Source organism: Bradyrhizobium sp. BRP20 (assembly GCF_020194215.1).
Lineage (GTDB): Bacteria > Pseudomonadota > Alphaproteobacteria > Rhizobiales > Xanthobacteraceae > Bradyrhizobium > Bradyrhizobium yuanmingense.
Genome location: NZ_JADYVY010000028.1, coordinates 33,927 through 56,557 on the forward strand (window position 1 = coordinate 33,927; position 22,631 = coordinate 56,557).

At 63.5% G+C, this 22,631-nt stretch carries 26 protein-coding genes and 1 tRNA gene; 6 read left to right on the plus strand and 21 right to left on the minus strand.

Annotated elements, in window-relative coordinates:
• Positions 1 to 30: 30 nt before the first annotated feature.
• On the minus strand, positions 31 to 1,224 hold the full coding sequence (locus I6F33_RS35235) for a DNA recombination protein RmuC (RefSeq protein ID WP_225145579.1): 1,194 nt from the start codon (positions 1,222 to 1,224) through the stop codon (positions 31 to 33).
• Between the two features lie 168 nt (positions 1,225 to 1,392).
• Here I6F33_RS35235 and def point away from each other — a divergent pair, with 168 nt between their 5' ends.
• The 3 genes from def (at position 1,393) to truA (ending at position 3,856) form a co-directional block, all read left to right on the plus strand.
• Positions 1,393 to 1,920, plus strand: a complete 528-nt coding sequence (gene def, locus I6F33_RS35240; RefSeq protein ID WP_036041776.1) for a peptide deformylase — start codon at positions 1,393 to 1,395, stop codon at positions 1,918 to 1,920.
• 136 nt (positions 1,921 to 2,056) lie between these two features.
• Positions 2,057 to 2,980, plus strand: coding sequence for a methionyl-tRNA formyltransferase (gene fmt / locus I6F33_RS35245; protein WP_225145580.1), 924 nt, complete (start codon positions 2,057 to 2,059; stop codon positions 2,978 to 2,980).
• 138 nt (positions 2,981 to 3,118) lie between these two features.
• Positions 3,119 to 3,856 (plus strand): tRNA pseudouridine(38-40) synthase TruA, encoded by a 738-nt coding sequence (gene truA, locus I6F33_RS35250; RefSeq protein ID WP_036014097.1) that lies wholly within the window; start codon positions 3,119 to 3,121, stop codon positions 3,854 to 3,856.
• 170 nt (positions 3,857 to 4,026) lie between these two features.
• Here truA and dapE read toward each other — a convergent pair whose 3' ends face one another.
• From dapE to rpmH, 11 genes are all read right to left on the minus strand, one after another.
• The gene (gene dapE / locus I6F33_RS35255; RefSeq protein ID WP_225145581.1) at positions 4,027 to 5,193 is read right to left on the minus strand and encodes a succinyl-diaminopimelate desuccinylase; all 1,167 of its coding nucleotides are present in this window, start codon (positions 5,191 to 5,193) and stop codon (positions 4,027 to 4,029) included.
• Entirely contained in the window at positions 5,190 to 5,834 is a 645-nt protein-coding gene (locus tag I6F33_RS35260; protein WP_036014086.1) for a DUF805 domain-containing protein, read from the minus strand. Before I6F33_RS35260 ends, dapE begins: the two co-directional genes overlap by 4 nt.
• Positions 5,835 to 5,973: 139 nt before the next feature.
• Entirely contained in the window at positions 5,974 to 6,819 is an 846-nt protein-coding gene (dapD, locus tag I6F33_RS35265; RefSeq protein ID WP_074448081.1) for a 2,3,4,5-tetrahydropyridine-2,6-dicarboxylate N-succinyltransferase, read from the minus strand.
• A gap of 199 nt (positions 6,820 to 7,018) precedes the next feature.
• Positions 7,019 to 7,708: a pyrimidine 5'-nucleotidase gene (locus I6F33_RS35270; protein WP_225145582.1), complete on the minus strand. Its 690-nt coding sequence runs from the start codon at positions 7,706 to 7,708 to the stop codon at positions 7,019 to 7,021.
• A 14-nt stretch (positions 7,709 to 7,722) separates the two neighbouring features.
• Complete coding sequence (locus I6F33_RS35275; protein WP_225145586.1) at positions 7,723 to 8,709, minus strand: DUF1036 domain-containing protein; 987 nt, start codon at positions 8,707 to 8,709, stop codon at positions 7,723 to 7,725.
• Positions 8,710 to 8,870: 161 nt separating this feature from the next.
• Complete coding sequence (argB, locus tag I6F33_RS35280; protein ID WP_036014067.1) at positions 8,871 to 9,758, minus strand: acetylglutamate kinase; 888 nt, start codon at positions 9,756 to 9,758, stop codon at positions 8,871 to 8,873.
• A 165-nt stretch (positions 9,759 to 9,923) separates the two neighbouring features.
• The gene (locus tag I6F33_RS35285; protein WP_225114333.1) at positions 9,924 to 10,289 is read right to left on the minus strand and encodes a DUF423 domain-containing protein; all 366 of its coding nucleotides are present in this window, start codon (positions 10,287 to 10,289) and stop codon (positions 9,924 to 9,926) included.
• Positions 10,289 to 10,942, minus strand: a complete 654-nt coding sequence (yihA, locus tag I6F33_RS35290) for a ribosome biogenesis GTP-binding protein YihA/YsxC (protein ID WP_225145583.1) — start codon at positions 10,940 to 10,942, stop codon at positions 10,289 to 10,291. Before yihA ends, I6F33_RS35285 begins: the two co-directional genes overlap by 1 nt.
• A gap of 170 nt (positions 10,943 to 11,112) precedes the next feature.
• Entirely contained in the window at positions 11,113 to 12,963 is a 1,851-nt protein-coding gene (gene yidC / locus I6F33_RS35295) for a membrane protein insertase YidC (RefSeq protein WP_036014059.1), read from the minus strand.
• Between the two features lie 16 nt (positions 12,964 to 12,979).
• Positions 12,980 to 13,366: a ribonuclease P protein component gene (rnpA, locus tag I6F33_RS35300; RefSeq protein WP_109145452.1), complete on the minus strand. Its 387-nt coding sequence runs from the start codon at positions 13,364 to 13,366 to the stop codon at positions 12,980 to 12,982.
• Positions 13,367 to 13,393: 27 nt separating this feature from the next.
• Positions 13,394 to 13,528 (minus strand): 50S ribosomal protein L34, encoded by a 135-nt coding sequence (gene rpmH, locus I6F33_RS35305; RefSeq protein ID WP_008542748.1) that lies wholly within the window; start codon positions 13,526 to 13,528, stop codon positions 13,394 to 13,396.
• Positions 13,529 to 13,878: 350 nt separating this feature from the next.
• Here rpmH and I6F33_RS35310 point away from each other — a divergent pair, with 350 nt between their 5' ends.
• Together I6F33_RS35310 and I6F33_RS35315 are read left to right on the plus strand one after the other, a co-directional pair.
• Positions 13,879 to 15,378: a HAMP domain-containing sensor histidine kinase gene (locus I6F33_RS35310; protein WP_036014057.1), complete on the plus strand. Its 1,500-nt coding sequence runs from the start codon at positions 13,879 to 13,881 to the stop codon at positions 15,376 to 15,378.
• Positions 15,379 to 15,674: 296 nt separating this feature from the next.
• Positions 15,675 to 15,751, plus strand: a tRNA-Arg gene (locus I6F33_RS35315).
• Positions 15,752 to 16,010: 259 nt separating this feature from the next.
• On the opposite strand, the gene I6F33_RS38690 is transcribed toward I6F33_RS35315, so the two are convergent.
• Together I6F33_RS38690 and I6F33_RS38695 are read right to left on the minus strand one after the other, a co-directional pair.
• Positions 16,011 to 16,178, minus strand: coding sequence for a hypothetical protein (locus tag I6F33_RS38690; RefSeq protein ID WP_225140945.1), 168 nt, complete (start codon positions 16,176 to 16,178; stop codon positions 16,011 to 16,013).
• Positions 16,179 to 16,305: 127 nt separating this feature from the next.
• Positions 16,306 to 16,725 carry an SEC-C metal-binding domain-containing protein gene (locus tag I6F33_RS38695; RefSeq protein ID WP_369418358.1) on the minus strand — a complete coding sequence of 140 codons (420 nt, stop codon included), beginning with the start codon at positions 16,723 to 16,725 and terminating at the stop codon, positions 16,306 to 16,308.
• A 137-nt stretch (positions 16,726 to 16,862) separates the two neighbouring features.
• On the opposite strand from I6F33_RS38695, the gene I6F33_RS38700 reads away from it, so the two are divergent.
• Entirely contained in the window at positions 16,863 to 17,087 is a 225-nt protein-coding gene (locus I6F33_RS38700; protein WP_225140943.1) for a hypothetical protein, read from the plus strand.
• 255 nt (positions 17,088 to 17,342) lie between these two features.
• Here the strand turns inward: I6F33_RS38700 and I6F33_RS35335 are convergent, their stop codons facing one another.
• From I6F33_RS35335 to I6F33_RS35365, 7 genes are all read right to left on the minus strand, one after another.
• Positions 17,343 to 18,647: a hypothetical protein gene (locus I6F33_RS35335; RefSeq protein ID WP_225140941.1), complete on the minus strand. Its 1,305-nt coding sequence runs from the start codon at positions 18,645 to 18,647 to the stop codon at positions 17,343 to 17,345.
• A gap of 229 nt (positions 18,648 to 18,876) precedes the next feature.
• Positions 18,877 to 19,473: a competence protein CoiA gene (locus I6F33_RS35340; RefSeq protein WP_225140939.1), complete on the minus strand. Its 597-nt coding sequence runs from the start codon at positions 19,471 to 19,473 to the stop codon at positions 18,877 to 18,879.
• A 111-nt stretch (positions 19,474 to 19,584) separates the two neighbouring features.
• Positions 19,585 to 20,022: a hypothetical protein gene (locus I6F33_RS35345; RefSeq protein WP_225140938.1), complete on the minus strand. Its 438-nt coding sequence runs from the start codon at positions 20,020 to 20,022 to the stop codon at positions 19,585 to 19,587.
• A 3-nt stretch (positions 20,023 to 20,025) separates the two neighbouring features.
• On the minus strand, positions 20,026 to 20,577 hold the full coding sequence (locus I6F33_RS35350) for a hypothetical protein (protein WP_225140936.1): 552 nt from the start codon (positions 20,575 to 20,577) through the stop codon (positions 20,026 to 20,028).
• Between the two features lie 47 nt (positions 20,578 to 20,624).
• Positions 20,625 to 21,146, minus strand: coding sequence for an SbcC/MukB-like Walker B domain-containing protein (locus tag I6F33_RS35355; RefSeq protein ID WP_225140934.1), 522 nt, complete (start codon positions 21,144 to 21,146; stop codon positions 20,625 to 20,627).
• Positions 21,127 to 22,065 carry a hypothetical protein gene (locus I6F33_RS35360; RefSeq protein WP_225145584.1) on the minus strand — a complete coding sequence of 313 codons (939 nt, stop codon included), beginning with the start codon at positions 22,063 to 22,065 and terminating at the stop codon, positions 21,127 to 21,129. The genes I6F33_RS35355 and I6F33_RS35360 overlap by 20 nt, the downstream gene beginning before the upstream one ends.
• Positions 22,062 to 22,469, minus strand: a complete 408-nt coding sequence (locus I6F33_RS35365; protein ID WP_225140928.1) for a hypothetical protein — start codon at positions 22,467 to 22,469, stop codon at positions 22,062 to 22,064. Before I6F33_RS35365 ends, I6F33_RS35360 begins: the two co-directional genes overlap by 4 nt.
• Between the last annotated feature and the right edge of the window lie 162 nt (positions 22,470 to 22,631).

Genomic DNA, 22,631 nt, shown 5'->3' on the forward strand with positions numbered 1-22,631 from the left:
GTTCGCGGGGCACGACAGTGTGCCCTAGTCTCACTCCCCCGCCTGGAGCTTGCGCGGAAACAGCTCTGCCGCTCCCGTCGCCACCAGCCGCGGTGTCTCCGGCGCATCGCTCTTGCTGAAATCGAGCTCCTCGATGCGGCCTGCGCGCTTTTCGATCTTGTCGGCGGAGATCAGCACCTGGCGGACGTCCTCGTTCACGTCGGCAAAATGCTTTTGCAGCTTGAGCACGCGGTCGCGCAGGCGCCCCAAATCGTCGCCGAGCTTGATCACCTCGGTGCGGATCTGGTCGGCGGCATCGCGCATGCGCGCGTCCTTCATGATCTGCTGCATCACCTGGATCGCGAGCATCAACAGCGACGGCGATACCAGCACGACGCGGGCGCGATAGGCTTTCTGGATCACGTCGTCGAATCCGTCATGGATCTCGGCATAGACCGATTCCGACGGCACGAACATCAGCGCCATCTCCTGGGTCTCGCCGGTGACGAGGTATTTTTCCGCGATGTCGCTGACATGCTTCATCACGTCGCCGCGCAGCCGCTGCGTGGCAACGCGCCGCTCCTCGTCGGTGCGGGCGTCGTGCAGCGCCGTCATCGCCTCCAGCGGAAACTTCGCGTCGATGCAGAGCGGGCGCTGGTCGGGCAGGAACACGACCGGTCGTTTTCCGGTCGAGAGCGTGAACTGGAACTCGTAGGAGCCTTTGGGCAGACCGTCCTGGACGATCGCCTCCATCCGCGCCTGGCCGAAGGCGCCGCGCGACTGCTTGTTGGCGAGCACGTCGCGCAGGGTGGTCACCTGCGTGGTGAGGTCGGTGAGGTTCTTGTGCGCGTTGTCGATGATGCCGAGCCGTTCATGCAGCGCGCGCAGGCTCTCCATGGTGTTGCGGGTCGAATGTTCCATGGACTGGCCGACCCGATGCGTCACCGAATCAAGTCGCTCGTTGACGGCGCGCGCCATCTCGGCCTGGCGGCCGGCGAGCGCCTGGGTCATGGCGTCGACCCGCCCCGAGGCCTCGCTCTGGGCGTGCAGCACCTGGGCGAGCCGCTCCTCGAGCTCGTCGGCACGGATTGCGTTCGCCATGGCGAGTTCCGCGCCACGCCGCCCCGAGCGCGCGATCACAACCGCAATCACAACCAGCAGGATGAGGACGAGCGCACCGAAGCCGATCAGCGCATCGACGATGCGCACCGGCCAGTCGCCCAGCATGACAATGATCTCGTTCATGCCGCCTTGTAGCCGATTCGCTGCGCTCTCGCGAACGAAGAGGGAACATTCTGGGTTAACCGGGCCCTAATTTCATGGTTAATGAAAGGTGAAGTTTTATGGTTAGCGAGGGGTTAACGGGTTCCGGGCCGCATTGACCGCATCCGGCGCGCGGCTTAAATCGCGGCCATGGCCCTCAGAGAAATCATCATCCTGCCCGACAAGCAGCTGCGCCTGGTCTCCAAGCCGATCGAGAAGGTCACGGCGGAGATCCGCAAGCTTGCCGACGACATGTTCGAGACCATGTACGACGCGCCCGGCATCGGGCTGGCGGCAATCCAGGTCGCGCAGCCGCTGCGCCTGATCACCATGGACCTCGCCAAGCGCGACGAGAACGGCGAGACTAAGCCGCTGCCGCGCGTCTTCATCAATCCAGAGATCATCGCCTCGTCCGAGGAACTGTCGGTCTACGAGGAGGGCTGCCTCTCGATTCCCGAATATTACGAGGAGGTCGAGCGTCCCGCGAAAGTGCGCGTGCGCTTCACCGATCTCGACGGTAAGGTGCACGAGGAGGATGCCGAAGGCCTCTACGCCACCTGCATCCAGCACGAGATCGACCATCTCAACGGCGTGCTGTTCGTCGACTATCTGTCGAAGCTCAAGCGCGACCGCGTCATGAAGAAGTTCGAGAAAGCCGCCAAGCGCGCGGCGGAGTGATAATTCCTCCGCCGTCATGCCCGGGCTTGTCCCGGGCATCCACGTTCTTTGCCGCCGCGAGCAGGACGAACGTGGATGGCCGGGACAAGCCCGGCCATGACGAGTACCTTGCTCGTTTCAAGGATTGTCTCGTCACATGCCCCTCCGCCTCATCTTCATGGGCACGCCCGATTTCTCCGTGCCGACGCTGCTCGAGCTGGTCGCGCATGGCCACGAGATCGCGGCGGTCTACACCCGCGCGCCCAAGCCGGGCGGCCGGCGCGGCCTGCAATTGCAGCCGACGCCGGTCGAGGAGGCCGCGCGAAAGCTCGGCATTCCCGTGCTGACGCCGAAGACGCTGAAGTCCGAGCAGGCGCTGGCGGAGTTCCGCGCGTTCGATGTCGACGCGGCCGTTGTCGTCGCCTACGGCATGATCCTGCCGCAGGCGATCCTCGATGCGCCAAAACTCGGCTGCTACAATCTGCACGCCTCGCTGTTGCCGCGCTGGCGCGGCGCCGCGCCGATCAACCGCGCCATCATGGCTGATGATGCCGAGAGCGGCGTGATGGTGATGAAGATGGATGTCGGCTTAGATACCGGCGACGTCGCCATGGCCGAGCGCATCACGATCACCGACAACATGACCGCGCTCGACCTGCACGATCGTCTGTCCCGCCTTGGCGCCGACCTGATGGTGCGCGCGATGGCCGCGCTCGAACGCGGCGGGCTCCAGCTCAAGGCGCAGAGCGAGGACGGCGCCACCTATGCCGCCAAGATCGAGAAGGCGGAGGCGCGGATCGACTGGACAAAGCCGGCGCGCGCAGTGCTGCGCCACGTCCATGGCCTCTCGCCGTTCCCCGGCGCCTGGAGCGAGCTTGACGATGCCCGCGTCAAAATCCTGCGCTGCGAATTGGCGAAAGGCTCCGGCGCGCCTGGCGACGTGCTCGACGATCAGCTTACCGTCGCCTGCGGCGACGGTGCCATCCGCATCATCGAGCTGCAGCGCGAGGGCAAGGCCCGCATGCAGGCCGCGGACTTCCTGCGCGGCGTGCCGTTAAAGGCGGGATCCAAATTCACCTGACACTGTCATACCCCGCGAAGGCGGGGTATCCAGTACGCCGAGGCTTCTCGGTCAATCGGATAAGCTGCGGAGTACTGGGTTGCCCGCCCCAGTGCGCAACAGCGCACAAGGCGGGCAATGACGACGAAACTGGACACGATGCCCCGCTACAAGCTCACCATCGAATATGACGGCGCGCCGTTCTTCGGCTGGCAGGTGCAGGACACGCTGCCGTCGGTGCAGGGCGCGCTCGAGGCGGCCGTGAAGGCGATGACCGGGGCGGATCTGCGCGTGCACGGTGCCGGCCGCACCGATGCCGGCGTGCATGCGCGCGGCCAGGTCGCGCATGTCGACGTCGACAAGCAGTTTCCGCCGGGCCGTTTTCGCGACGGGCTCAACGCGCATCTGCGCCCGCATCCGATCGCGGTGCTCGAGGCCGAGATCGTGCCCGACGATTTCGAGGCGCGCTTCTCGGCGGTCAAGCGCCACTACCGCTATCGCATCGTCAACACTCGCGCCAATCTCGCGCTCGATGTCGGCCACGCCTGGCGCGTGCCGCGCAAGCTCGATGCCGACGCAATGCACGCGGCGGCGCAGCGCCTGCTCGGCAAGCACGATTTCACCACCTTTCGCGACACCGAGTGCCAAGCCAAATCGCCGGAGAAGACGCTCGACCAGCTGGACGTGATCCGCGATGGCCGCGAGATCAACGTCATCACCTCGGCGCGCTCGTTCCTGCACAGCCAGGTGCGCTCGATGGTGGGATCCCTGGTCTGGGTCGGCGAGGGCCGCTGGACCGCCGACGATCTCTCCGCCGCACTCAAAGCCCGCAACCGCACCGCCTGCGGCATCGTCGCCCCGCCTGAGGGGCTGTATTTGATGAAGGTGGATTATTAGGCGAGCGGCGCAGAGAGTGGGCATGCTCTCGCCAAACCTCGGTGTCATGCCCCGGCTTGACCGGGCATCCAGTACGCCGCGGCCTCGGCTCAATCACTGCCGTCTCTGGAATACTGGATCGCCCGGTCAAGCCGGGCGATGACGGTCGTGTTTGTGGAGGCAACACTGCCTCAAGCAAAATACCGCGCCAAAATCCCGCGATACACCTTCGTCAGCCTCTCCAGATCCGCCACCGGCACGCGCTCGTCGACCTGGTGCATGGTCTGCCCGACCAGGCCGAACTCGATCACGGGGCAATAGCTTGAAATAAACCGCGCATCCGACGTGCCGCCTGACGTCGAGAGCTCGGGCTTGCGTCCCGTCACCTCCTTGATCGCGGAGACCGCGAGATCGGTGAACGGACCCGGCTTGGTCACGAACACGTTCGAGTTGGAGGGCTCCCACACGATGCGGGCCTTGATGCGGTTGCCGCAGGCTTTGGCGAGACGCGTCTCCACCAATTCACGCAAGCTCGCCTGGGTGTGGTTGTCGTTGTAGCGGATGTTGAATCTTGCGCGGGCCTCGCCGGGGATGACGTTGAAGGCCTTGTTGCCGACGTCGACCGAGACGAATTCGAGATTGGACGCCTGGAATTGCGCGCTGCCATGGTCGAGCGGCTCGTCGGAGATCGCGACGATCAGCCGCGAGATATCAGGCACCGGATTGGAGGCGCGGTGCGGATAGGCGACGTGGCCCTGCACGCCGTCGACGACGAGCGTGCCGGATTGCGAGCCGCGCCGGCCGATCTTGATGGTGTCGCCGAGCGTCTCGACGTTGGAAGGCTCGCCGAGCACGCAATGGTCGAATTTCTCGCCGCGCTCGGCGACCCATTTCAGCAGCTTGATGGTGCCGTTGATCGAGACGTCTTCCTCGTCGCCGGTGATCAGGAACGAGATCGAGCCCTTTCCGTCGCTGCGCGGCTTGCCGCCGTTGGCGGCGAGATGCTCCAGCACCGCGGCGACCGAGCAGGCGATGCCGCCTTTCATGTCGACCGCGCCGCGGCCATGCAGCACGCCGTCCTTCACCTCTCCGGAGAACGCGCCGACGCTCCAGGCGCTCTCGTCGCCGGGCGGCACCACATCGGTGTGGCCTGCGAAGGTGATGTGCGGACCGTCGGTGCCGATCCGAGCGTAGAGATTGTCGACGTCGGCGGTGCCTTCCTCGCTGAAGGTCACGCGGTGACAGGTGAAACCGGCAGCGCCCAGGATTTTTTCGAGCACCCCGAGCGCGCCGGCATCGGCCGGAGTGACTGAGGGGCAACGGATGAGGTCGCGGGCGATCGAGAGGGCATCGGTCATGCGCCCCGCTTAACATGCATGCCGCCGGGTGGGCTAGCGCTGGGCGGAACAATTTCGATCTCGCGGCCCTGGTCCCAGCTCTTCGCAGGCGGCGAGGCGGGCGTGGACTCATACGCGATCCCGGCCAGCGGATCAGGCCCGAACCGGTTATCGCCGACAGTGCCGGGCACGCAGAGCATCTCGACGAGACCCCACAGCCACAGCATCGAAGCGGCGAGGTTGAAAAGAAGCATCACGCTGGTGTCGGGGAGCAGGTCCGAGAACTGGTTGAACAGGCCGGGCACGAGGAAAAACGGAACGAGCCACCAGCCGCTCCTGTCACGGTCGTGCAGCCGCTTGATCGCCGTTGCCAGATAGACCCACAGGAACAGCGACATGCCGAATGCCCTTAGGATCAGGGGCGCGCGGTCGGTAGACGCGAGTGAAGGGTGTTCCCGGGGATCGGCCAGCTTGAACAGATCGCCAAGGCCGAAATCGAGCTTGAGCGAGAGCTTCAACGATCCGTCGGCATTGGGCAGATGAATGATCTGACCGATCACCTCCAGCAAGCCTGCCAGCAGGGCAACGATCAGCAGCGCCTGCCACAGCAGGGCGCGATTGATGCGGCCGTCGAAGCGGAATAGGTACCAGATCCAGTCCATGCGAGTGGCTCCGGGCGGAATGGCCGCCCGGAAATTGGTCGCGATGGAGGGAGGGTGGGTTCGATCCTGGCAGCGAATGGTGAATGGCAAGTAGGATTGGCGCCCTATTCGCCACTGGCCATTCGCTACTCGCCTTGCATCAATCCCGCAGCAGCTCGTTGATGCTGGTCTTCGACCGCGTGCGCTCGTCGACGCGCTTGACGATCACGGCGCAAGCGGTGCTCGGGCCGATCTGGCCGTTCTTCATCGGCTTGCCGGGCAGCGCGCCGGGCACCACGACGGAATATTCCGGCACCTCGCCCATGAAGACCTCGCCGGTCTCGCGGTCGACGATCTTGGTCGAGGCTCCCAGGAACACGCCCATCGCCAGCACCGCGCCCTTGCGCACGATCACACCTTCGGCGACTTCCGAGCGCGCGCCGATGAAGCAATCGTCCTCGATGATGACCGGCTCGGCCTGCAGCGGCTCGAGCACGCCGCCGATGCCGGCGCCGCCCGAGATGTGCACGCGCTTGCCGATCTGTGCGCAGGAGCCGACGGTGGCCCAGGTGTCGACCATCGTGCTCTCATCGACATAGGCGCCGAGATTGACGAAGGACGGCATTAAGACGACGTTCTTGGCGATGAAGGCCGAGCGGCGGACGATCGCGCCGGGCACCGCGCGAAAACCGGCATCGCGGAAGCGGTTCGGGCCCCAGCCTTCGAACTTCGAGGGCACCTTGTCCCACCAGCTTGCCTTGCCGGGGCCGCCGCCAATGACGTCCATGTCGTTGAGGCGGAACGACAGCAGCACGGCCTTCTTCAGCCATTGATTGACCTTCCACTTGCCGTCGCTGCCGCGCTCGGCAACGCGCGCCTCGCCCTTGTCAAGGATCTCCAGCGACTGGTCGACGGCCTCGCGCACCTCGCCCTTGGTCGTGGTCGAGATGCCTTCACGCGCCTCGAAGGCGCTGTTGATGGTGGATTCGAGGGCTGCAAGGGACATCGTGATTTCCTCTGGGAAGCGCGTGGTTTCGCGAGAATTGGAGCGCTTTTTCGGGATTTGGCGGAGCGGAGTCAAGGCTGCGTTCTGGATCACCACCCGGGAAGACCCGTAGCCCGGATGGAGCGAAGCGCAATCCGGGACAGTCTCTCCGCAGCTACGCCAGCCACGGATTACGCTGCGCTCCATCCAGGCTACGAAATCACCCCGACAACTTTGCCAAAAACCCCGCCAGATCATCCGTGACGTGGTCGACATGGGCGGCGTCGCGGCCTTCCAGCTCCCAGTCCTCGCGCACCACCTCCTTGGTGCCGTCGGGCACCACCAACACGGTGGTCATGCCGAGCCGGTAGGGGACGGTGAGGTTGCGGGCGAGGTCCTCGAACATGGCGGCGCGGGTCGGATCGACCGCATGCTGGCCGAGGAACTTGCGGTAGGTCTGCTCCGCCGGCTTCGGTTCGAACTCGGCGGCGATGATGTCGAACACGCCGTCGAAATGGCCGGCGAAGCCGAGCCGCGCCAGCACGGCATCGACATGGTCGACCGAGCCGTTGGTGAGGATCAGCTTGCGGCCCGGCAGCTTTGCGATGGCCGCGCCAAGCGCCGGATTCGGCTCCAGCGGAGAGTGGTCGATCTTGTGGACATAGGCGAGGTAGTCGTCGGCGGAGACGCCGTGCAGGGTCATCATGCCGCGCATCGTGGTGCCGAAGCGGCGATAATAGTCTTTCTGGATCGCCCGCGCTTCCTCCGGGCCGACATTCAGCCAGTTGCAGACGAACTCCCCGATCCGCGCATCGACCTGCTGCCACAGATTGACGTGATGCGGATAGAGCGTGTTGTCGAGGTCGAACACCCAGGTGTCGACATGGTTGAAGCTGCGGGGGGATTTCATCGCAAGTCTCTCGCTCACGGCACGGCAAAGCGCAGCGTCTTGCCGCCGCTCGACATGTCTACCGCGCCGAAGCCCGTTGGCGCAAAGCCGCGCGCGCCGCAATCGGTCTGCTCGCTGGTCTCGAACTTGGTCTCGCGTGTGCAGAGCTGCCTGTCGCCGCCCCAATTCAGCGGCTTGTCCTTCAGCTTGACGATTCGGTTGTCGGCGTCGACCGCTTCCGCGAAGCTGAAGATCTGCTTCGGCTGGCCTGATACATCGGGGTGCAGGCAGGTCTTGGGATCGATGCGATACCAGCCGCGGCTGGTCACCGCCTTGCCGTCGTCGGTCGCGATCGCCGCCATCACCTTGTGCGGCGTGTCGTTGCACCAGGTGAGGCCGGTCGCGGACGGCGTCTGCACGGCATCGACCATGGTCTTGAAGAAGTTCTGCGAGCCCACGATGTCGGACGACAAGCCCCGGCTCTTCAGGAATGCGGCCAGCGCGCTCTGCGTCTTCGGCCCGTCGACGCCATCGATCGGCGCGGCGTCGTAGCCTGCGATCACCAGGAGCCGCTGGATGCCGGCGAGGCGCGCCTGCTCGTCGTCATATTCGGAATCCTCGGCGAGATAAGCGACGAGGTTGCCGTCCGGGCTTTGCGTCGGCGTCACCTGTGTGAAGGGAACCTGCGTCTGGCCGCTGCGGCACTGCCTGGCCGCCGCGATGACGAAATTGTCCTGCGCGACGCACAGCATGTCGTTGCCGCTTTGCGGGATCGGGGACGCGCCGTAGAGGCCGAGCGCGCGCGCGTTGAGCAGGATGCGGTCGGCGGTCAGCGTGCCCTGCACCACCACGCGGCAGGCGGCGGGATCGATCCTGAACCAGCCGCGCGTCGCGGTGGCCGCCTTGTCGTCGATGCCGATCGCGGCCTCGACCACATAGGACATGCGGTTGCAGATCTTGAGGTCGGCGATCGCCGGCGCCGAGGAGAAGAAGAAGGAGACAGTTGCGGCAGGCAGCGTCATCAGGAAGCGGGTGAGGGGGGAGCGGCGTGGATGACGCTCTCTCAAATCGTCATGGCCGGGCTTGACCCGGCCATCCACGTCTTTGCCGCGAGAAGAAAGGTCGTGGATGCCCGGGACAAGCCCGGGCATGACGACCTTCTTCCGCTGCTCGCGTTCCCGCATCACTTGTGGATCAGCGTGCCCGTGCCCTGGTTGGTGAAGAGCTCGAGCAGCACCGCGTGCTGCATCTTGCCGTCGATGATGACGACGCCCTCGACGCCCTGCTCCAGCGCGTAGATGCAGGTCTCGACCTTCGGGATCATGCCGCCGGAGATGGTGCCGTCGGCGATCAGTTTTCGCGCGTCCTTCACCGACAATTGCGGGATCAGCTTCTTCGACTTGTCGAGCACGCCGGGCACGTCGGTGAGCAGCAGCAGGCGCTTGGCTTTCAGCGCGCCGGCGACGGCCCCTGCAAAGGTGTCGGCGTTGATGTTCAGCGTCTGGCCCTCTTTCGAGGTTGCGAGCGGCGCCAGCACCGGGATCAGCTCGTAGCCGATCAGCTGGTTGAGCAAAGTGAGGTCGACCTTCTCGGGGTCGCCGACGAAGCCGAGATCGATCGCCTTCTCGATGTTCGAGTCGGGATCGACAATGGTGCGCGTCGTCTTGGTCGCCTTCACCATGTTGCCGTCCTTGCCCGACAGGCCCACCGCCTTGCCGCCGGCCTCGTTGATGTAGCCGACGATCTGCTTGTTGACGGAGCCGGCGAGCACCATCTCGACGATCTCGATGGTCGCGGCATCGGTGATGCGCAGGCCCGCGGCGAATTCCGAGACGATCCCAAGACGCTTGAGCATGGTCGCGATCTGCGGCCCGCCGCCATGCACCACCACCGGATTGATCGCGGTCTGCTCCAAGAGCACGATGTCGCGGGCAAAGTTCTTCGCGGTCTCCTCGTCGCCCATGGCATGGCCGCCATATTTGATGACGATGGTTTCCTCGTCATATTGCTGCATGTGCGGCAGCGCTTCGGACAGGATGCGGGCCTGGTCGAGCGGAGAGATGTCGGTCATGTCGCGGTCTCGCTGGCGGGTCGAATGGTGCGCGTTCTATCCGATTGGCGGGGACAGCGCAAAGGTGTGGCAGCTATGTAGCCCGGATGGAGCGCAGCGTAATCCGGGATTCGTCGCCGCAGACACCGGCCCCGGATTGCGCTTCGCTCCATCCGGGCTACGGATTCAGCGCTTCGCCACCACCGCCGCCACGCTTACCGCCAGCCAGCTCGCAATCATCACCATCCCGCCCGTCGGCGCCGCCATCGGAAACAGCGCGTGCCCGGCATACTGCCGCAAGGTGAGGTCGCCTGCGAACAGCGCGGCACCGATCGCGAATCCGAACGTCGCCACGATTCCAATTCCGCCGTGCAGAAGGCCGCGCGTGAGCAAGGCGATGGTCGCAAGTATGGCACTTGCATGAAACAGCAGCATGGCGCTGGCGGAGGCAAGACGGCTCGCGTCGGCACCATGGGCGGACGCGGCGGCCAGCGCGACGCCGGCGGCGCCCATCAAGCCGGCAAGCCCGATCAGCAGGCGGTGCGCTGCCATCACGAGGCCCGCTCTTCCAGGAGCTTCGCCATCGCGGCGCGAAGCTCGGCCATGCCGGTCGCGCTGCGCGACGAGGTCGCGAGCACGGTCGGGAACGCGGCCGGATGCTTGGCGAGCACGGCCTCGGTCTCGGCGATGCGTGCTTGCAGCTCGGCGACTTTCACCTGGTCGGCCTTGGTCAGCACGATCTGGTAGCTGACGGCGGAGCGGTCGAGCGTCTTCAGCACCTCGAGATCGACATCCTTGATCCCGTGCCGCGCATCGATCAGCACGTAGACGCGCGCGAGACTGGCGCGTCCCAGCAGGAATTTGTGGATCAGCTCGGTCCAGGACGCGACCTGGCTCTTCGGCGCCTTGGCATAGCCGTAGCCGGGCATGTCGACGAGGCGCAGGTCGTTCTTGCCGGGGACCTCGAAGAAGATCAGCTCCTGGGTGCGGCCCGGCGTATGCGAGGTGCGCGCCAGCGCGTTGCGCCCCGTGAGCGCGTTGATCAGGCTCGACTTGCCGACATTGGAGCGCCCGGCAAAGGCGATCTCCAGCCCCGCCATCGGCGGCAGCGTTTCGATCGAAGGCGAGGCCCAGATGAACTGCCAGTCACGAGCGAACAGTTTTCGCCCGGCCTCGATCAGTCGCTCGTCGGTCTTCTCGTTCATGCGAGCGGTCTATCCTCTCGTCATGGCCGGGCAAAAGCGCGAAGCGCGTCCCTCCCAACCAAATGTCCCGGCCATCCACGTCTGACTGTGAGGCACCCTCCTAAACGTGGATGCCCGGGACGAGCCCGGGCATACGCTGTGGAGGCAGTTTGCCTGACATTATCGAAGGACTACGTCGCCTTCCTCGCGAACGTCGCCTTGAGATTGTCGAGTAATTCCACCTTCACGCCGTTGCGGCGCATGATGTAGCCCTGCTGGACCACCGAGAGCAGGTTGTTCCAGGCCCAGTAGATCACGAGGCCCGCCGGGAATCCCGCCAGCATGAAGGTGAAGATCAGCGGCATCCAATTGAAGATGATCTGCTGGGTCGGATCCGGCGGCGTCGGATTCAGCTTCATCTGGATCCACATCGTGATGCCCATGATGATCGGCCAGATGCCGAGCGCGAGGTAATAGCCGAACACCGGAATCGTGGTCGGATCGAACGGGAGCAGCCCGAACAGGTTGAAGAGGTTGGTCGGGTCAGGCGCGGAGAGGTCCTTGATCCAGCCGAAGAACGGCGCGTGCCGCATCTCGATGGTGACGAACAGCACCTTGTAGAGCGCGAAGAACACCGGAATCTGGATCAGCACGGGCAGACAGCCGGCGACCGGATTGATCTTCTCCTTGCGGTAGATCTCCATCATCTCCTGCTGCTGCTTCACCTTGTCGTCGGGATAGCGCTCCTTCAGTGCCAGCAGCTGCGGCTGGATCGACTTCATCTTCGCCATCGAGGCGTAGGACTTGTTCGCCAGCGGGAAGAACAACAGCTTCACGATCACCGTGACGAGCAAGATCGAGACGCCGAAATTGCCGAAGAAGCGGAAGAAGAAGTCGAGGCCGAGGAACATCGGCTTGGTGAGGAAATAGAACCAGCCCCAGTCGATCAGCAGGTCGAACTGGTTGAGGCCGAGCGCCTTGTTGTAGCCGCCGAGGCCCGCGAGCGGGAAGTTGATGCCGACCACGCCGGCTTCCTTGGCGCCTGCGAACAGCCGCGCGTTGGCCGTCGCGGTGCCGCCGATCGCGACTGTGACGGGGTCGAGCAGATAGTCGGTCTGGTAGGTATGGACCTTGCCGACCGGGTTGGACGAGAAGCGCGCCTGGAGCTGGGCGTTGGTATCCGGCAGCAGCGCGGAGGCCCAGTATTTGTCGGTGATGCCGAGCCAGCCATTGGTGGCCTTGAAGTTCACCTGCTTGGCTTCGTCGATCTTGCTGTAGGCATATTCCTGCAGCCTGTGTTCGCCGAGATAGCCGATCAGGCCCTCATGCAGGATATAGTAGCCGGAGACATGCGGCGCGCCGTGGCGCGAGATCAGCGCGAACGGATAGAGCGTGACGGGCGCGTTGCCGACATTGCTCACCTCGTCCTTGATGGTGAAGAGATAATGGTCGTCGACGGCGATGGTGCGGCGGAAAGTCAGGCCGTCGCCATTGTCCCATTTCAGCACCACGGGCGTCGACGGCGTCAGGCTGCCGCTGCCCTCCTGCTGCCAGACGGTCTGGGCATCCGGCATCTTTGCCGTCACGCCCGTCGCTGCAACCCAGCCGAACTCGGCGTAATAGGGCTCCGCCGTGCCCGACGGCGAATAGAGGACGATCGGCGGCGATTTCGGATCGACCGTCTCGCGATATTGCACCAGCGCGATGTCGTCGATGCGGCCGCCCTTCAGCGAGATGCTGCCGGCGATCCGCGGCGTCTCGATCTTGACGCGCGGGCTCGCTGCAATGGCAGTCTCGCGCGAAACGACCGCTTGGGGCGGGCTCGCGGCCGGCGTCGACGGCTGGGCCGCGCCGGGCTGCGGCGCGCTGCCCGGTGTCGGGGACGCGCCCGGCTGCGGCGTGCTGCCCTTCTGGAGCTCGGACTGCGCCTGCTGCTGGGCGCGCTGCTTCTCCATCTGCGGCACATTGTAGAAGTACTGCCAGGCGATCAGCACCAGGCCGGACAGAATGACGGCGAGGATGGTATTGCGATTGTCGGTCATCTCGATTGTCTCGTCATCAATCCGGTTTGCGGCTGGTCGCTGCGGCGTGACCCGGCCTGTGGCCGCGCGCTTTGGCCGTATGCCGCGCGGGCTTCGTGAACGCTATGCGCAGATCGTCGAGCATGGTGGCGAAGTCGCGCGAGAGCGCGTCCTTTCGTCCGACCAGGACATAATCATGGTGGGGCTGCATCGATGTCGGATCGAGCCGCTTCACCAGTTCGCGCAACCGGCGCCGGATGCGATTGCGCTCGGGGGCGTTGCCGTTCTTCTTGGTGACGGTGAAGCCGATCCTGACAGGGCCGGAATCATCGCGGCGGCGGCTTTGCAGGACGAACGCGGGACTATTCACCCGCGCGCCATTGGCAACGGCGAGGAAATCCGCCCGCTGCCTCAGCCGATCCATGATGAAATCCCAAAAAGGGGGTCCGGCTCAGGCGCTCAGACGCTTGCGGCCGCGGGCGCGGCGGGCGGCGAGAACCTTGCGGCCGCCGGCAGTGGCGAGACGGGCGCGGAAGCCGTGACGGCGCTTGCGCACCAGTTTGCTGGGTTGATAAGTCCGCTTCACGGGTTTTTCTCCGCTGACCGGGCAATTTGCCTGTAGAATTGATGGTAAAGTCCGGAAGATGCGGCCCAAAACGGGCCCTTTTTCGGCCCCAAGAGAGCCGCTCCCGGTGTCGCACCGGGTCATCGCGGACAATTCGCGCGGCTTATAAGGGAGCGCCTTGTCTTCGTCAACGCCGCACAAGCGCGCGATTGTGGTGAATATCGCTGTTTGCGCGGCGTTTTTAACCCTTGAGGTGGCGACTCGCGCTATCAGCGCTTACATCACACCTCGGCAGATTAGCGATCCGTAATTTGACCGGACATCGGTCGGGTCGCATCCTCCATCAGCCAAGGCCAACAGGGGCGAGTTTCGTGCCAGCCACAGATCGCCAGCCGATCCAGGATCTGGATCAGCCAGACCAGCCGGCGACGCGGCCCCGCGGCTCGCGCGGGCTCGGGTTGTCCGGCAAGCTGCTGCTGCTCACCATTCCCTTGGTGATGATCGCCGCGGTGCTGCTCTACGTGCCAGCCATCGCGAATTTCTGGGTCAACCGGCTGAATGATCGCGTCGCGGCGGCCAACACCGCGGCGCTGGTGCTGGATGCGGCGCCGCTCGGCATGGTCCCCGATTCGCTGTCGCGGCAGATCCTGAAGAGCATCAACGCCCGTGCTGTTGCCATCAAGATGGGCCAGCAGCGCCGGCTGCTCGCCAGCGACAACATTCCGGCCGCCATCGAGCACGACATCGACCTGCGCGACATGACGGCCTGGGAGGCCATCACCGGCTCGTTCCGGATGATGCTGGAGACCGGCAACCAGGCCATCCGCATCGTCGGCCCCGGGGTCGGCAATGCCCAGTTCATCGAGATCGTCACCGACGAGCTGCCGCTGCGGAAGCAGATGTACCGCTTCTCCCGCAACCTCGTCGTGGTCGCGTTGATCATCGCGGTGCTGACCGCGGGCCTCGTCTATCTCGCGCTCCATTATCTGTTCGTGCGCCCGATGCGGCGGCTGACCGCGAGCCTGGTCGGCTTCCACGAGAATCCCGAGAGCTCGGCCGGCATCATCGTGCCGAGCCAGCGCAGCGACGAGATCGGGGTCGCCGAGCGCGAATTGTCCGACATGCAGCGCGACCTGATGTCGATGCTGAATCAGAAGAGCCGGCTCGCTGCCCTCGGCCTCGCGGTCTCCAAGATCAACCACGATCTGCGCAATCTGCTCGCCTCGGCCCAGCTGCTGTCGGATCAGCTCGCCAGCGTGCCGGATCCGCGCGTGCAGCGCTTTGCGCCCAAGCTCGTGCGCTCGCTCGAGCGCGCCATCGCCTTCTGCCAGTCGACATTGTCCTACGGCCGCGCCCAGGAGGCCGCACCCGACCGCCGCATGATCCTGATCGAGCCTGTTGTGATGGAGGTGCGGGAGACCGCGGGGCTCGCCAACGACGCCTCGATCGCCTGGGTCGCCGCGATCGAGCGCGGGCTCGCGGTCGACGCCGATCCCGACCAGCTGTTCCGCGTCTTGCTCAACCTCGTCCGCAACGCCGCCCAGGCGCTCGAAAGCCATGCGGCGGGTGAGGGGCGTGTGCAGCAGATCCGGATCACCGGGAAGCGCGAAGGCGCCGTCGCCATTCTCGAGGTCTCCGACACCGGCCCCGGCGTCCCCCCGAAGACCCGGGAGCGCCTGTTCGAGGCCTTCCAGACCTCGGGCCGCCCCGGCGGCAGCGGCCTTGGCCTCGCCATCGCCGCCGAGCTGGTCCGCGCCCATGGCGGCGAGATCCACCTGGTCGAGGGCACCATCGGCGCCACTTTCCGCATCGTCATCCCCGACCGTCCCGTGGAACTGCTCTCCATCCGCAACGAGCGCCAGAGGGCTTAAGGCTAGGCCAGCGGCCGACTGAAACGAGCTGGGCCATCGCCATTCCTTCCGTCATTCCGGGACGACCCGAAGGGTCGGGCCCGGAATCCATAACCCCGGCTGGTGGTTATGGATTCCGGGCTCGCGACTTCGTCGCGCCCCGGAATGACGAAGAGAAGTGCGGAAATGCCCCAAAATACCGGCGAGCCGGACCTTGCCAATCGGGACAAGAGCGGTTAGTCAGAGCGCTCTTTCGCACCCCCTCCGGCTCCGCCGGGGGCTGCTTGCGGGCCCCGCCCGCGCTGTTTGCGAAACACGCGCCCGTAGCTCAGCTGGATAGAGCATCAGACTACGAATCTGAGGGTCGGACGTTCGAATCGTTCCGGGCGCGCCAGCTAACTCCTTAAAATAACACAGGTTTCGAGATTGGCCTGGAGCAACCCCGGACTAGAATTTCCATTTAGTCTGGGATTTAGTCTGGGGATTTTATTGCGATTGCGGATCCCGTGACGGAGAACGAACCCAAGAGGAGCGCTGGATTTCCCGAGCTGCGTAACCGACCATCGAAGATCGTGCGGCGGCGCCATCAGAAAATATGGCTGGGTCGGTCTGCGAGAAGGTCCACCGGCTGAAAGTTGCTAGTACCTCGCCACTCAAGCCGCCAGCGGTTGCTTTTCACTTTCGGAAAGCCACTTCGCATCGTCGATTCCATTGCTGAGAAAGGACAGAATGACGAAGTCGAGGATTGCAGCCGGAAGAGCCTCGATGATGAACATCCATTGCCAGCCGTGCATTTCCTCAGCCTGCGAGAAGACATCCATAATCCAACCGGAGAGCGGTGCGCCAAGTATGAGGGAGATCGGCTGCGCAACGAATAGCAGGGCGGCGACGCGTCCCGGACGTTGCGAGGGATGCCAATAGTTGACGATGGGCGGGTGCCGTTGTCGATCATCGGCCGTGACAATGCTTGTATTTCCGGCCTGACTGGCACGGGCACCGCTCGTTTCGGCCGACCTTGGTTCGACGCTGCTGGGGTGGCGCCGCTGGCCCGTTGCGCGCCGCAAGAAGCTTCTGCATTGCCGGAGGAATAACAACCTTTCTCTGCGGCGGCGGGCCGGACCGGCGAAGGCGTGTAATGAGGCGGCGCCGCCCCTTGGGCAGCAGCGGGCGGATGGCTGGCGGGTTTCTGCCAATGACCTGCTCTGGCGATAGGCCAAGGAGGTCATAATACTCTTCACCGAGCCGTTCCGTTTCCTGGAGCGTGAGGTCGTAGGCCCCGAGCTTGAACATCGCCAGTGCTCGGTTGTAGCGAAAGATGCGATGGTGCTGGTCGCTTTTTGGAAGGCGCTCCTCAACCTCGGCAAGCATGTCCCCGCATTCAATACATAGTAGGGCAGCCCGCCGGTGAGACGCGACAGACGCTCGCAATCCGCGTAGTCGGCCACGCAGCCGACCTCGGCGACCACCGCCGCAATGGTGTCCTCGTCCCAACCACCCAGCGTTTCATGCTCGACGCCGAGGAGTGCCGCGATCTCCTGTGTCACGATGCCCGGCTGGCACAGCAGAAGAAAGCGGACGTTCTGCGCCTGGTCGACAATCGGTTTCAGGTCCGCCGGCGTCAGGCGATGGGCATTGTCGATCACGACATCGACACTCAGCGCGTCCTGACCGAGCTTGATGTTCAACGGCCAAGCGTCTCCATGCCCGACGCGCCCGGGAGGAGCCCTTGATGTCGCCAGCTTCCAGGAGTCCCTGGCGCGTCTTCACCTGCACATAGAAGCAGTCGGCCGCCCGATGCAGTTCTACGTCCTCGTCTCCTTCGACGACGATTTTGTCGACGCCGGCCGATCCGGCGCGCAGCAAGCAGTTCGCCAGATAGAGGTGCTGATACAGGAAGCCACGATGCACCGCTTCGATACGCACCAGTTGGCGCGGATCGAGCACGTTTGGTTTTGCCTCTTCGTTCTGCTGGGTCATTCCAACGCCTATTTCGATAGCGGCGCAATCGCGGCTGCTTGCTCGAACTCTGTAATGGAGCGCGCAGGCGGCCGACCGTAGGCGTCCATCAAAGTGTTCCAGAATCGGAACAGGAGCGCCCGCCGTTCGTTCGGCGTCCAGGACTCAAGTTCTTCGCCCACATCCGCACGCCCGCTGACAGCCGGGAAGCGTTGCGATTGGTATTGGCCAGGCAAGACAGTGTCGGTCAGATCGCCAGCACCCAGCTTGATCCCGATCCGGCCTTTACCGCCCATGGCTCTGATGGCGGCAATGCCCTTACGAAGAAACTCATCCAGCGGTGTGAACGGCAGCGCGGACGCGAAACACAGGCCGCCGCTGTTTTCAGCGAAGCAGTTGCTGTTGACCCCCCAAAGCTCGCCGTTCGACTGGAACCATTGCGTCGCATTCGTGACGTCCGTGTCGTCAGCGTTCCCCGCGATCCGCCCCCAGACTGACAGCGCGCCATCGCCATTGAGGCCCCAATCACCGTCCCGCCCCCGAATGTTCAGTCCCACGTCGGAGATGCGCTGTTCAAGCTCGACCCGGGCCGGCGCTGACCATTCGCTAGGCGCGATGCGTGCGAAGATCCGCGTCCCTTTTCCCAGTCGGACATTCCGGCGCTGCTCCTCCATTGCATTGTTGCGAAATTCGAGCTTCTTCTCAGCCGCCGGCCAAATGGTCGGATCGCTACTGCTCGACGGTTGCCAGGAAATTGGGGGTGGTGGTGCCTTTACCGGAGCCTGCTCAGCCAGGATGGGCATGATGCAGCTCTTCAGCACCTCCGCGAAGCGCTTCTGCTCGGCCTTGATCTCCTCCTTCGTGGCTCCATCCTTGAGGGTGTAGACCTTCGCGCCGCTTCGGTGACGCCAATCAAAGGGAAGCGCCACGGGACCGGGATAGTGCGCGCCGTTCGCTACGAGAATAATGCGGCCCTGTGAGAGCGCATGCTCGGCGTAGCCGAGTTCGGACATGACGTTCGGGTTCTGGAGGTATTTGGGCTCGGAACGCTTTTCGGCAGCTATGTTGGGCTGAAGTGCTACAGGGGCCGTCATGCCCACCGGGGTCATGTCCGCGACAAAGACGTTCGCGCCGGCGATCTTCTCCAGGATGGTCTTCGTGATGTCCGGCGTTCCAGCGACATTCTTGGTATCGTGATCGACCTCGGGACGCTCCGCCTCCTCATAGTCGGGATCGATGGCGATGAGCTTGCAGGCGTCCTTCAGCGCATCGCGCACAAAGTAGTGATGCAACTTCGGATCGCGATCACTCTGCCATGACCAAAATATCTTCATTGGAAAACATCACCTTCTACTATCAGCGAGCTTTGTCCCGAGCGCTCGCATTGTGTTTAATCAGGAATACCGGCAGCCATGCAAAGTGATCTGGCGTGGCGCCGCTCAATACGAGCACGCCGTCAAGAAGGAGCAGTATCCTCCCAGCGGACAGCTCGCAGAAACTCATCGCGGGTCAGGGCGCAGAGAGCGAATTCGCCGCGCTTCAAGGGGCCTCCAAGACGAGACGCTACGCCGGGGCCTGCAAGGTAGAAGATGTAAGGCCCTGCATTGAAGAGACGTGGGCTACCGCACGCTTCCACTTCTCGATGAACTGCTTGTTCGGGCCCACCCAGCGCATGATCGCGAATTCCTTGCCGTCGAGATTTACGACCCGTGATCCGAAATCGAGCGACATGTTGAAATACGTCCCAAGGAACGAGCTTTCGCTGTGAATGTGGACCAGCCAGAACATCCGGTTTCCGCGCCGATAGAAGGCCTCCCGCGCGTTTCGCTCGTCCTCGCTGATCGAGGAGTGCTGCAGCTCAAGGACGGTCGCGCGCGGGGTGCCGCTGCCGACGAGGACGTCTGCGCGGTGCAGCTCTCCTGTCGTCGGGTCGCGTAGAGCGATCTCGCGGCAGGACATATCGAAGAGTTCTTTCCAGCCGAGGTGCCAGGCTCCCTCCGGCTCGCTCCAGGGATCGCAATCACCCGCCTTGTGCCGCCAGTGGGACGTGTTCTCGACGGGCATGACGGCGGTGAGCAAGCCGCCGCAGTCGCGACACGTGGTCCGTTCACCCTTCGCGACGGGGGCGCGCTTCTGGTCGCCGACCCAGGCATAGAGCACGTTTATGGCTCCCCTTTACGCTTCGCTAAACCCAACAAGCACGACAATGGCGCTGCCGCCAGCCGATCGGCCGAGCCTTTGGTCAAAATGCATCCTCCCCCAGCAGACATCCTATCTCGCCGTCATTAGTCGACAGGCGAGCTCCTGCTCGCCCCAACGCGCAGCGAAAGTATCGGATACCTCGAACCAACTGCCGTCATTTCCGGCGCCGTGATAGAGGCCCATGCAGGAGCACTGGCACTCATGCCCAGTCGCATTCTGGCACGCAGGAGAGCATTTCTCTTGCTCACGGTAGGGCTGAATAACGTAGACTTTGCCATATTCGGCCAACGAGCGTTCGACGAAATCGTTGAACCAAGCTTTCGGCAGTTCCCAGTATTTCTTGCCGGCAATCCAAATAGGCGACGTTCGTCTACCATTCTGAAGCCACTGGCAATTCGTTTCCGCGAAGGGAAGTCGAACGCGCAAGCGCTGCCCTCTTCCCGTCCGCCGCAGTACGACCGGTATCCGCTCCTGCCCCCAGACGTAGTTCAGCGTCAGTTTGTCCATGTTCTATCGAATTTGTTTGACCGCCCGCATGACGCTCTCGGCTGTCGTCAAGCTAAGCCCCATGTCGAGGCAAAGTTTGAAGAACTCTTCTGGTGCATCCGTCTTGTCCAGACGATATTGGCGGGTGAGATCCCGAGCAAACTTTCCGATCGGAATGACATCACTAGAGGAAACCCACTGTGGGTTACCGACTTTTTCCTCAAATGCTGCAATGACGTCGTCGGGAAGATCGGCACCAAACAGAAAATATCGAAGATAACGGATAAAATGTGGATGCGTGTAAATGTCCGTACCTCTGCAACCATTTCTCTCGAATAGACCCTTGCGCGACGCTTTGATCCTCCCGTGATGGTATCGGGGGTCATTCCAGTAATTCAGCCTTTCTTGGGGAACTGCGGACCTGTCGCTCAGAGATTGGAGCAAGGTAAGGATCGGCTGCGCATTGGCTTTATAAGCTGCGTGGCCCTCATCATGATTGCAATGAGATTCCCTGAGATCGATCTTCGCGAGTGTCGCGGCCTCGCTCTCAGTCAGCTTGATATGATATTTCTCCATGTATCCCCTCTTCCGGCCTGAACACTCCGAGGCCGCTTCGCCTGATATTATTGTGCGCTACTCGTCGCAGGCCACGCGGCTCCCTTGCCACCAGAAACTCTAATCTCGGATCGACCTGCACCGCGCTTTTCCACGCGCACCTGCACGGCAATCCGCTCGATCATGGCAGCGACGTGCGTGATGACGCCAACCTTCTGACCTCTACCCTGTAAGGTCTCCAGCGCATCTACTGCTAAGTCGAGGGTCTCCGCATCGAGCGAGCCAAAGCCTTCATCGATAAACAGCGTGTCGACAAAGGACGATCGACCCTCAAGACCTGACAGCGCCAACGCCAGCGCAAGGGAGACGAGGAAACGTTCACCGCCTGACAGGCTTCGGGTGCCGCGGACCTCGTCGCCCATGTCGCGATCAATAATATGCAGCGTGAGATCGGACGCAGCCCCCCGCGCGAGCCTGTAGCGGGGTGTCAATGCATGGAGATGATCATTCGCCAATTGCACCATGTGGTCGAGCGTGATGCCCTGCACAAAGCGACGGAAACGATCACCGCTAGCCGAGCCGATGGGCATCGTCGACTGCTTGCCAGATTACGAGTTCCGCTTTCGCAGTTTCGATTTGCGCGGATAGATTTGCAGCGGCGCCGCGCGCCTCGTCGTCTCGCGCGAGCGTAGCGGCAAGTGCACCTGTCCGTTGTTGCAAGTCTCCGATTTCGGTTCCCAACGCCGCGACGACTGCGGCCAACTCCTCGACATCGGTGGTCTCGTCGAACCCTTCTAACGCCCGGTGTAAGTCATTCTGACGCGTCAGCACTGCGGTGCCCGCATCGTTCACGCCTCGATCGATCTCTCGAATTCGGACCCGTAACGCTCCGCTCAATGCTGGGTCGGTTGCGATCAGCGCCGCAACCTGATCTGGCGGGCGAGCAATATCCATGCAGGCCGCGTTGAATGCCTTTTCGGCTAAAGCGTTACGGCCTTTGGCAGTCTCCAATCCGGCGGCGGCCTCGTCGCAACGAGCGCCGGCCGCCTGGAACGCTGCATCTGTAGTGGATTTTGTCTCGCGCGCGCGAGCAAGAGCTTCACGAGTGGTCTGGCAAGCCTCGGCGATCCGAGCCCGGTGACTTGCTGTCGCCTCGCCATCGAGGAGTTCCGCTCTGGCACGCGCCTTCTCTCCCTCGGCCAGGCGACGCTGATCGAGAAGAAGCGCCGCCGCCGTTACGTGGGCCTGCGCGTGCCGAAGCGAGGCGTCCGCCGCCGCACGCTCGGGCGCCAAGCGCTGGAGCGTCATTTCAAGCTGGCCAACCTGCTCGCGCAGGGCGGCATACTCCGTCGCAACTCTCGACAGCGTGACGCCAACACCCGCGGGATCGACATCGAGGTAGTCGACGGCCAGACCAGCGGCAGCAAGAAACGGCGTGATTTCACGGCTAATTGAAATGAGGCGCTCAGCAAGGCCCGCCGCCTGGACCGTGTACTCAGTTGCCTTCAATTGCGCAGCGTGGAAATCAGACGTCTTTGGTCGATGGAGCGCGCGGTCGTCTCGATCACCTCACCGAGCGCGTCATGCTCCCGCTGCAAACTGTCGATCTCTGTCCGAAGACGCCGGGAGCTTGCGAGCGGAGACGCAATGGCTGATCGTTCTGCGATCGCGACTGAGATGAGGGCCGCCAGTTTCAACGCAGCCTGGTCATCGAGAACGGGAGGTATGTTCCCCTCGATCCCAGCCTTCGTGCAGAGATCGTCCAACGACGACCACTGTTCGCCAAAAGCGCTGTTGGCAGCCAGAACTTGTCCGCGCGCCACATCGATGCCGCGATTTGTCTCCGCCTGGCGCGCTTCTCCAGCGGAGAGCGCGCGCGTTGCGGCATCCAAACGTTGGCCTGTCGCGGTCAACGCGGTATCAAGTTCTTCGCGCCGACGGCGAAGCCTAGCATTACAGTTGCAATTTTTTCCTGAGATGGGCTTTGCGCGCGTTGGCCTGATGGGCCCTACGCCAAGACGACCATGCGAGGATATGGGCGTGCGGGATGCGCCGCTGGGCAAGCTTCATGGCGA

Excerpts from the sequence above, each read along its gene's own strand:
- I6F33_RS35235 (WP_225145579.1), bottom strand. The coding sequence starts at position 1,224 with ATGAACGAGATCATTGTCATGCTGGGCGACTGGCCGGTGCGCATCGTC.
- def (WP_036041776.1), top strand. The coding sequence starts at position 1,393 with ATGGCCCTCAGAGAAATCATCATCCTGCCCGACAAGCAGCTGCGCCTG.
- fmt (WP_225145580.1), top strand. The coding sequence starts at position 2,057 with ATGCCCCTCCGCCTCATCTTCATGGGCACGCCCGATTTCTCCGTGCCG.
- truA (WP_036014097.1), top strand. The coding sequence starts at position 3,119 with ATGCCCCGCTACAAGCTCACCATCGAATATGACGGCGCGCCGTTCTTC.
- dapE (WP_225145581.1), bottom strand. The coding sequence starts at position 5,193 with ATGACCGATGCCCTCTCGATCGCCCGCGACCTCATCCGTTGCCCCTCA.
- I6F33_RS35260 (WP_036014086.1), bottom strand. The coding sequence starts at position 5,834 with ATGGACTGGATCTGGTACCTATTCCGCTTCGACGGCCGCATCAATCGC.
- dapD (WP_074448081.1), bottom strand. The coding sequence starts at position 6,819 with ATGTCCCTTGCAGCCCTCGAATCCACCATCAACAGCGCCTTCGAGGCG.
- I6F33_RS35270 (WP_225145582.1), bottom strand. The coding sequence starts at position 7,708 with ATGAAATCCCCCCGCAGCTTCAACCATGTCGACACCTGGGTGTTCGAC.
- I6F33_RS35275 (WP_225145586.1), bottom strand. The coding sequence starts at position 8,709 with ATGACGCTGCCTGCCGCAACTGTCTCCTTCTTCTTCTCCTCGGCGCCG.
- argB (WP_036014067.1), bottom strand. The coding sequence starts at position 9,758 with ATGACCGACATCTCTCCGCTCGACCAGGCCCGCATCCTGTCCGAAGCG.
- I6F33_RS35285 (WP_225114333.1), bottom strand. The coding sequence starts at position 10,289 with ATGGCAGCGCACCGCCTGCTGATCGGGCTTGCCGGCTTGATGGGCGCC.
- yihA (WP_225145583.1), bottom strand. The coding sequence starts at position 10,942 with ATGAACGAGAAGACCGACGAGCGACTGATCGAGGCCGGGCGAAAACTG.
- yidC (WP_036014059.1), bottom strand. The coding sequence starts at position 12,963 with ATGACCGACAATCGCAATACCATCCTCGCCGTCATTCTGTCCGGCCTG.
- rnpA (WP_109145452.1), bottom strand. The coding sequence starts at position 13,366 with ATGGATCGGCTGAGGCAGCGGGCGGATTTCCTCGCCGTTGCCAATGGC.
- I6F33_RS38690 (WP_225140945.1), bottom strand. The coding sequence starts at position 16,178 with ATGGATGTCTTCTCGCAGGCTGAGGAAATGCACGGCTGGCAATGGATG.
- I6F33_RS38695 (WP_369418358.1), bottom strand. The coding sequence starts at position 16,725 with ATGCTTGCCGAGGTTGAGGAGCGCCTTCCAAAAAGCGACCAGCACCAT.
- I6F33_RS38700 (WP_225140943.1), top strand. The coding sequence starts at position 16,863 with ATGCTCGACGCCGAGGAGTGCCGCGATCTCCTGTGTCACGATGCCCGG.
- I6F33_RS35335 (WP_225140941.1), bottom strand. The coding sequence starts at position 18,647 with ATGAAGATATTTTGGTCATGGCAGAGTGATCGCGATCCGAAGTTGCAT.
- I6F33_RS35345 (WP_225140938.1), bottom strand. The coding sequence starts at position 20,022 with ATGGACAAACTGACGCTGAACTACGTCTGGGGGCAGGAGCGGATACCG.
- I6F33_RS35350 (WP_225140936.1), bottom strand. The coding sequence starts at position 20,577 with ATGGAGAAATATCATATCAAGCTGACTGAGAGCGAGGCCGCGACACTC.
- I6F33_RS35355 (WP_225140934.1), bottom strand. The coding sequence starts at position 21,146 with ATGCCCATCGGCTCGGCTAGCGGTGATCGTTTCCGTCGCTTTGTGCAG.